Here is a 7,847-nt window from a genome sequence, read left to right as displayed (position 1 = left end):
GCCCGGCCGGGTGCGGGACGGTCGCGGTGGTCGAGAGCGGTGCGGGTCATGGCGGGGGCTCCTTCGGCGGCGCGGACGGTGGGTCGGACGGCGTGCCGGGTCGTGGGTGCGAGGGCGGGTGGGCGGGGTCGGCGGGGCACGGTCACTCCGCGCGCAGCGCGTCGATGGGGGCGAGCCGGGCGGCGCGCGTCGCGGGGTAGACGCCGAACACGAGCCCGATGGCGAGCGCGACGACGATCGACCCGGCGACGGCGGCTCCGGACACGACGACGGACGTGTCGAGCAGCCCGGGCAGGACGCGCGCGCCGACGATGCCGAGCACGGCACCGAGCACGCCGCCGCCGAGCCCGAGGACCCCGGCCTCGACGAGGAACTGCCGCCGGATCGCCCACGGCGGCGCCCCGAGGGCCTTGCGCAGCCCGATCTCGCGGGTCCGCTCGGTGACCGAGACGAGCATGATGTTCATGACCCCGATCCCGCCGACCAGCAGCGACAGCGCGGCGATACCCGTGAGCAGGACGGTGAGCGTCCGGTAGACCGCGGTCGCGGTCGACACGAGCGCGTCCTGGCTGTTGATCGTGAAGTCGGCGGAGTCGGCGTCGCTGATCCCGTGCAGCGCGAGCAGCGTCTGCTCGGCCTCCTGGTAGGCGGCGCCGAGCGCGTCGGAGGACTCCGCCTGCAGGTAGATCGTCGAGACGGCGTTGCGGTCCGTGCCGCCGAACAGGGTGTCGGCCGCGGTCGACATGGGCACGACGGCGACGTCGTCGAGGTCGCTGTCCCCGCTCGCGCCGGCGGCCGCCAGGACCCCGACGACCTGCAGGTCCGTCCCGTCCACGGTCACGGTCTGCCCGACGACGCGCGTCGTGCCGAACAGCTCGGTCGCGGTCTCGGGGCCGAGCACGACGACGGCCGCGCCGGACTCCTCGTCGGCGGCGGTGAAGAACTCGCCCGACGCGACCTCGCGGCCGCGCACGTCGAGCCACGACGTCGTCGTGCCCACGACCTGCGTGGTCCAGTTGGTGTCGCCCGCCTCGACCGACGCGCCCGACGACTTCTCCGCGGCGACACCCGCGACGTCGGGCGCGTTCACGTCGGACGCGAGCGCCTCGGCGTCGGCCCGGGTCAGGGTCGTGCCGGTGCCGAACCCGCCGCGCATCCCCGAGGAGTCGGTCGACGACCCCGGCCGGACGATGAGCAGGTTGCTGCCCAGCGCGCTGATCTGCTCGGACACGTCCTTCTGGGTGCCGAGCCCGAGGCCGACGGTGAGGATGACGGCGGCGATCCCGATGAGGATGCCGAGGACCGTGAGGGTCGACCGCATGACGTGCGTGCGGATCGCGGACCAGCCGGTGCGCAGGGTCTCGGTCCAGGTCACCGCGCACCTCCGGCGTCGGTGCGGACCAGCCCGTCGAGCACGCGCACGACCCGTCCGGCGCGCTGCGCGACCTCCTCCTCGTGCGTGATGAGGACGATCGTGCGGCCCTGCGCGTGCAGCTCGTCGAACAGCGCCAGCACGTCGCGCGTCGAGACGGAGTCGAGGTTGCCCGTGGGCTCGTCGGCGAGGAGCAGGTCGGGCTCACCGACGAGCGCACGCGCGACGGCGACGCGCTGCTGCTGACCGCCGGACAGCTCCCCCGGGCGGTTGTCGAGCCGGTCGCCCAGCCCCACGCGCTGCATCGCCGCGACGGCACGGTCGCGCCGGACGGCCGCTGCGACCTGTCCGTAGACGAGCGGCAGCTCGACGTTGCGCCACGCGGACAGCGACGGCAGCAGGTGGAACTGCTGGAACACGAACCCGATGCGCCGGTTGCGGATGTCGGCCAGGTCGACCTCGTCGAGGTCGCCGACGTCCTCCCCCGCGAGCCGGTAGGTGCCCGCGGTCGCGACGTCGAGGCAGCCGAGGATGTGCATGAGGGTCGACTTGCCGGACCCCGACGGCCCCATGATCGCGACGTACTCGCCCGCGTCGATGCGCAGGTCGACGCCGCGCAGCGCCTCGAACTCGACGGTGCCGGTGCGGTACGTCTTGCGGACGCCCGTGAGCTCGATGACCGGGGTCGGCGTCGCCGCTCCCGCGGGCCTGGGCGCCGTCAGCGTCGTGGGCTCAGCCATTGCCGCCGCCCTGCATCGGTCCGCCCTGGAACGTGCCGCCGCCGGGTGCGACGCCGCCCGGGCTGCCCTGGAAGACCATGTCGCCCTCGCCGGGCACGGGGAACGACTGCTGACCGCCGCCGTCCTGCGTCGCGCGCGGCGTGAACACCGCGAGCACCACGGAGTCGCCCTCGGTCAGGCCGTCGGTGATCTCGGTGAGGTCGTCCGACGTCTCCCCGGTCGTGACCGGCGTCTCGACCTGGGTGCCGTCAGCCTCGACCTTCGTCACGACGGTCTGCCCGTCGACCGTCGACACGGCCATGCTCGGCACGGTCAGCACGTCGGTCCGGCGCTCGTACACGACGCTGACCTCGGCGGACACCCCGTCGTGCAGACCCTCCTGGTCACCGGTGACGTCGATCGTCACGGGGTACGACGGGACGCCGTCCTCGCTGGTGGACAGCAGCCCGACGGACGCGACCGTGCCGAAGACGGTGCCGTCGGCGCCGTCCACGGTGAGCTCGGCCTGGTCGCCGACCTCGACGAGCGCGACGTCCGCGTCGGACACCCCGACCTCGACCCGCCACGCGTCGGTGCCGACGATCGTGAACTGCGCGGTCGCCGTGGTGTCGCCGCCCTGCGGGCTCGTCGCGCCGGAGTCGCCGCTGCCGGTGACCGCGTCCCCGACCTCGAGGTCCACCGCGGTCAGCAGCCCGGCGACCGGTGCGACGAGCGTCGCGTCCGCGAGCGCCGCCTGGGCGTCGTCGACCTGCGCCTGCGCGACCTCGACCTGCGCCTGCGCGGACGCGATCTGGGCGTCGGAGGTCGACGTGCCGTCGTCGGCGTCCTGCGCGTCGTCGAGCCGCGCCTGCGCGGTCGCGAGCGTGGCCTTCGCGGTGAGCAGGTCGGCGTCGAGGCGCAGCGTGTCGACGGTCGCGAGAATCTGCCCGGCGGTGACGGTCTGCCCCTGCGTGACGGCGACGGACGTGACGGTGCCGCTCACGGCGAAGGAGACGTCCTCCTGCACGGCCGGCGTCAGCGTGCCGGTCCCGTCGACGGTCTTCTCCATCGTCGTGAGGCTCGCGGTGACGGTGCGGGTCACGGGTTCCTCGGCGGCGGCGCTGCTCGCGTCGCGGAGCGTGAACCACCAGGTGCCGGTGGCGACCGCTCCGACGGCGAGCGCGACGACGAGGACCCGGACCCAGCGACGGGTCCTCCTCCAGGCGCGCAGCATGCGGGTGTCCTTCGTGAGTCGGGGGTGGGCGCTGGCGACGCTAGGGACGCGTCCTGGCGCGGACCTGTCGCGAGGCTGTGCGCGACCTGTGCACCCGTCGGCGGCCGCACCTGTCCGGCGTCGGCGCTCGCGGGAGCGGGCCGCATCCGACGTCACCCGCGACCTGGACGGCGGCGAATCGCTTAGGCGGCGCGGGTCCAGCCACGTCCGGTCTAGGCCGCTCCGACTAAGTTTGGTAACTTGACGAAGTCTGTCCGCGCTCGTCCGGTTCGCGACGGCCGCGGCCCCTGGAGGGTCGAGCACCGGTGCTCGGCCCGACCGTCACCTGGAGGTTCAATGACGAACCGCAGCCTGCCGCGCCACGCGCGCGGACGGTCGGCGGCCCGCACCCTGGCCGCCACGGCCGCGGCGCTCGCCGTGACCGGGCTGTCCGCGCTGCCCGCCCAGTCGGCACCGCCCGTCCCTGCGGCGCCCGCCGACGCGACCGTGCACATCGTCGACACGGGTGCGACCGCCGAGACCCGGTCCCTCTTCTCCTACCTCGACGACGTCCGCGGCGACGGCATCCTGTTCGGCCACCAGCACACGACGTCGTTCGGCCTCACGACGGGCCCGACCGACGGCACGACGTCGGACGTCAAGAACGTCACGGGCGACTTCCCCGCCGTCTTCGGCTGGGACACCCTCATCATCGAGGGCAAGGAGCGGCCGGGCGTCGCGGAGAACACGCGCGACCAGAACATCGCCGTCATGGCCGACTACATCGCGAAGGCCGACGCGCTCGGCGGCATCAACACCGTGAGCGCCCACGTCGAGAACTTCGTGACGGGCGGCTCGTTCTACGACACCTCGGGCGACACGCTGCGGGCCGTCCTGCCGGGCGGCTCGCACCACGCCGACCTGGTCGCGTACCTCGACGACATCGCGGAGCTGGCCGACCAGTCGCGTGACGCCGACGGTGACCTCATCCCGATCATCTTCCGGCCGTGGCACGAGAACGCGGGCTCGTGGTTCTGGTGGGGCGCCGCGTTCGGGTCGCCCGGCGAGTACCAGGAGCTCTACCGGTTCACCGTCGAGTACCTGCGCGACGTCAAGGGGGTCTCGAACTTCCTGTACGCCTGGGGTCCGGGCGGTGGCTTCGGCGGCAACCGTGACGTCTACCTGCGGACCTACCCCGGCGACCAGTTCGTCGACGTCCTCGGGCTCGACACGTACGACAACACGGCGTCCGACGCGTTCCTCACGGGCCTCGTCGCGGACCTCCGGATGATCGCCGAGATCGCCGACGAGAAGGGCAAGATCTCCGCGTTCACCGAGTTCGGCGTGACCGGCGGCGTCGGCACGAGCGGCTCGTCGCCCGCGCAGTGGTTCACCAAGGTGCTCGCGGCGATCAAGGCGGACCCCGTCGCGAGCCGCAACGCGTACATGGAGACGTGGGCCAACTTCGACGCGGGTCAGCACTTCGTCCCCGTCCCCGGCGACGCGCTGCTCGAGGACTTCCAGGCGTACGCCGCCGACCCGTTCACGCTGTTCGCGTCCGAGGTGAGCGGGGCGTTCGACCGTGTGGTCGACGCGGCACCCGCGCAGCCCGTGCTGCACATCGCGTCGCCCGCCGACGCCGCCCGGGTCGCCACGTCGCCGTCGACCGTGCGCGTGCGCGTCACGAACGCGGAGGCCACGGCGGTGCGTGTCCAGGTCGCCAAGGGCGGCACGGTCGTCGACACGCTCGACCTGGCGTACGACGGGTCGCTCTGGTGGAGCGCACCGTGGTCGCCGACGGCCGCGCAGCTCGACAACAGCACGTACACGGTGACGGCGACCGCGACGCTCGCCGGCGGCGGCACTCTGGACGTCACGAACCAGGTCGTCCTCGGCCCGAAGCCGACGTTCGCGCCCGGCCTCGTCGACGACTTCGAGGGCTACGGCGACGACACCGCGCTGCGCGCCGAGTACGTGACGTACGGCGCCAACACGATCTCGCTCGAGACGGCGTCCGTCGGGAGCGGCGCGAAGGCGCTGCGGCTCGACTACGACTTCGCGACGCAGACGTACACGGGCCTGGGCAAGCAGATCAGCGGCGACTGGTCGGACTTCAACGAGCTCGCGCTCTGGGTCGACCCGGACGGCTCGAACAACAAGATGGTGCTCCAGCTCAACGCCGGCGGCGTCGCCTACGAGGCCTACCCGTCGCTCGCCGGTGACGCGCCGCAGCTCGTGACCATCCCGTTCGTCGACTGGCGGCCGGCGCCGTGGGACACCGCGCACGCCGACCGGCGGATCTCCGACGCCGACCTCAAGGCCCTGACGTCGTTCAACATCTACGTCAACAGCGTCGACGGCGGCGCCGCGTCCGGGTCGATCGTGGTCGACGACATCGCCGCCCTGCCGGGCGTCGAGCCGCCGCCGCTGTTCTCCGACGTCCCGAAGGGCCACCCGTACGAGACCGAGATCCTCTGGCTGCACGACCAGGGCCTCGACGAAGGCTACGCGGACGGCACGTTCAAGCCGACCCGCGTGGTCAAGCGCGCCGATGCGGCCCGGCTGCTCTACGCCTACGAGAAGGCGTCGTTCACCCCGCCGGCCAAGCCGTCGTTCCTCGACGTCAAGAAGAGCAACGCCGCCTACACCGCGGTCGAGTGGCTCGTCGCCGAGGGCCTCGTCGACGACGGGCTGCTGTTCCTGCCGAACGCGCCGCTCGACCGGTCGTCGACCGCCGAGCTCCTGTGGCGGCTCGCCGGCTCCCCCGAGCCCGAGGGCACCGAGGCGTTCCGCGACGTCCCGACGTGGCACCCGTACCGGACCGCGATCACGTGGGCGACCGAGGTCGGCGTCATCGACCCCGCCTCGCCGTACACGTTCGGCGTGCTCAAGCCCGTGCAGCGGCAGGAGGTCGCCCGGTACCTGTACCGGTTCGAGGCGCTCCCGTCGCCACTGCAGCCCGTCGTGCTCTCGGACTTCGCCGACGGCGCGCAGGGCTGGGGTCCGCTCGACAACGGCCCTGGCTCGGCGACCGCGTCCGGCGGTGCGCTCACGATCGAGGCCGCCGCACCCGACGGCGGGTGGTTCTCGTTCACCCCGTCCACGACCGACTGGACCGGGCGCACGTCGCTCGCGCTCGACGTCGTCTCGACGACCGGGTTCGACACCAAGGCGGCGATCCAGCTCGGCTCGTCGTGGCAGTGGTGCGAGACCGCGCAGGTCGGGTGGGTCTCCGGGCCGCGGACCGGCGACGACCCGCTCGTCGTCGACCTCACGACCCTCACCGCCGAGTGCGGCGCGCTCCTGTCCGACGTCAAGCGCGTGAACCTGTACTTCAACGCGGGCACGCACGTGATCGACGACGTCGAGCTCCGCTGACGCGGACGTGACGCACGGCCGAGGGCCGGTCACCCCACGCGGTGGCCGGCCCTCGGCGCGCCCGCGTCAGGACGGGAGGAGGAGACCGTCCGTGACCAGGCCGCGGACCGACGGGAGGACGTCGGCGGCGACCGCGTCGGCACCCACCTCCAGCAGCGCACCCAGCGCGCCGACGATCTGGCCGACCGTGAGCTCGCCGTCGCACACCCCGACGAACCCCGCGAGCGCCGTGCCCGCCTGCACCGTCCGGCCGAACCCGCCGCCCTGGCGCAGCAGCACGACCTGCGGGTCGGGGTCGCCGGGTGTGAGGTAGCGCTCCTCGGTGACGTCGGGGGCGACGACGAGGCGCGCGTCGGTCAGATCGGCGTCGGTGCGCACGGCGAGCCAGTCGTGCGCGTCGAGCGCGGCGCCGATGACCGGCCCGAGCGGCTGCGCGACGGTCCCCGTGACCTCCTCCAGGCGCCGCAGGCTCCGGCGCGCGCCGTCGAGCGGGCGCCGCAGCGTGACGATCCCGAACCCGATCGCCTCGACGTCGCGGCTCGCGAAGTCGTCGAGCCACGCGCCGTACCGGGCCGCCCACGCGTCGCGGTCGCGGTCGGGCGTCGTGCCACCGTCGCGGATCCACGTCTCGGCGTACTGCGCGGGGTCCTGGAGCTCGCGCTGGACGACCCACGCGTCGAGGCCGGACGCGTCGACCCACGCGCCGATCCGCTCGTCCCACGACTCGCCGCGCCGCACCTCCCAGTTGCCCAGCAGCTGCGCGACCCCGCCGGGCTCGAGCACGTCGCCGACGCCCTCGACCAGCTCGCGCACGATCGCGTCGCCTGCCCGCCCTCCGTCGCGGTACTCGTACGCGGGCACGTCCGCAGATCGCGGCGTGATGACGAACGGCGGGTTGCTGACGACGAGGTCGAACCGCTCCTCGGCGACGGGCTCGAGCATCGACCCCTCCCGCAGCTCGACCTGCGGCGCCACACCCGCCAGAGCCGCGTTGAACCGCGCGAACGCGAGCGCGCGCCGGGAGATGTCGGTCGCGACCCGCCGCATGACGGCTCCGCCGGAGCTGCGCGAGCTCGACGAGCAGATCGCCGAGACGCGCCGCGACAAGGAGTCGGCGATCGACGAGCAGGACTTCGAGAAGGCCGCCCGCCTGCGCGACGCCGAG

The 7,847-nt window shown here is 73.4% G+C and carries 4 protein-coding genes and 2 pseudogenes; 2 read left to right on the top strand and 4 right to left on the bottom strand.

The genetic code is table 11. From position 1 onward, the window contains the following. Window positions 1–142 precede the first annotated feature (142 nt). The 3 genes from HGA02_RS06235 to HGA02_RS06225 are packed head-to-tail and all read right to left on the bottom strand — an operon-like array spanning window position 143 to window position 3,325. Window positions 143–1,375, bottom strand: coding sequence for an ABC transporter permease (locus HGA02_RS06235; RefSeq protein ID WP_168678274.1), 1,233 nt, complete (start codon window positions 1,373–1,375; stop codon window positions 143–145). Beyond that, on the bottom strand, window positions 1,372–2,112 hold the full coding sequence (locus tag HGA02_RS06230; protein WP_168678273.1) for an ABC transporter ATP-binding protein: 741 nt from the start codon (window positions 2,110–2,112) through the stop codon (window positions 1,372–1,374). The genes HGA02_RS06235 and HGA02_RS06230 overlap by 4 nt, the downstream gene beginning before the upstream one ends. After that, entirely contained in the window at window positions 2,105–3,325 is a 1,221-nt protein-coding gene (locus HGA02_RS06225; protein WP_168678272.1) for an efflux RND transporter periplasmic adaptor subunit, read from the bottom strand. The genes HGA02_RS06230 and HGA02_RS06225 overlap by 8 nt, the downstream gene beginning before the upstream one ends. Before the next feature lie 336 nt (window positions 3,326–3,661). Here HGA02_RS06225 and HGA02_RS06220 point away from each other — a divergent pair, with 336 nt between their 5' ends. Next, entirely contained in the window at window positions 3,662–6,682 is a 3,021-nt protein-coding gene (locus HGA02_RS06220) for a glycosyl hydrolase (protein WP_168678271.1), read from the top strand. A gap of 66 nt (window positions 6,683–6,748) precedes the next feature. Here the strand turns inward: HGA02_RS06220 and HGA02_RS06215 are convergent. Then, window positions 6,749–7,720, bottom strand: a pseudogene (locus HGA02_RS06215) (methyltransferase); the annotation flags it as partial. Window position 7,721: 1 nt separating this feature from the next. On the opposite strand from HGA02_RS06215, the pseudogene HGA02_RS20350 reads away from it, so the two are divergent. Further along, a pseudogene (locus HGA02_RS20350) lies at window positions 7,722–7,847 on the top strand (UvrB/UvrC motif-containing protein); the annotation flags it as partial.

This window comes from Cellulomonas septica (assembly GCF_012396155.1).
Taxonomy (GTDB): Bacteria; Actinomycetota; Actinomycetes; order Actinomycetales; family Cellulomonadaceae; genus Cellulomonas; species Cellulomonas septica.
The sequence above is the reverse complement of the archived record's forward strand: the minus strand, read 5'-3'. Positions and strand labels throughout refer to the sequence as shown.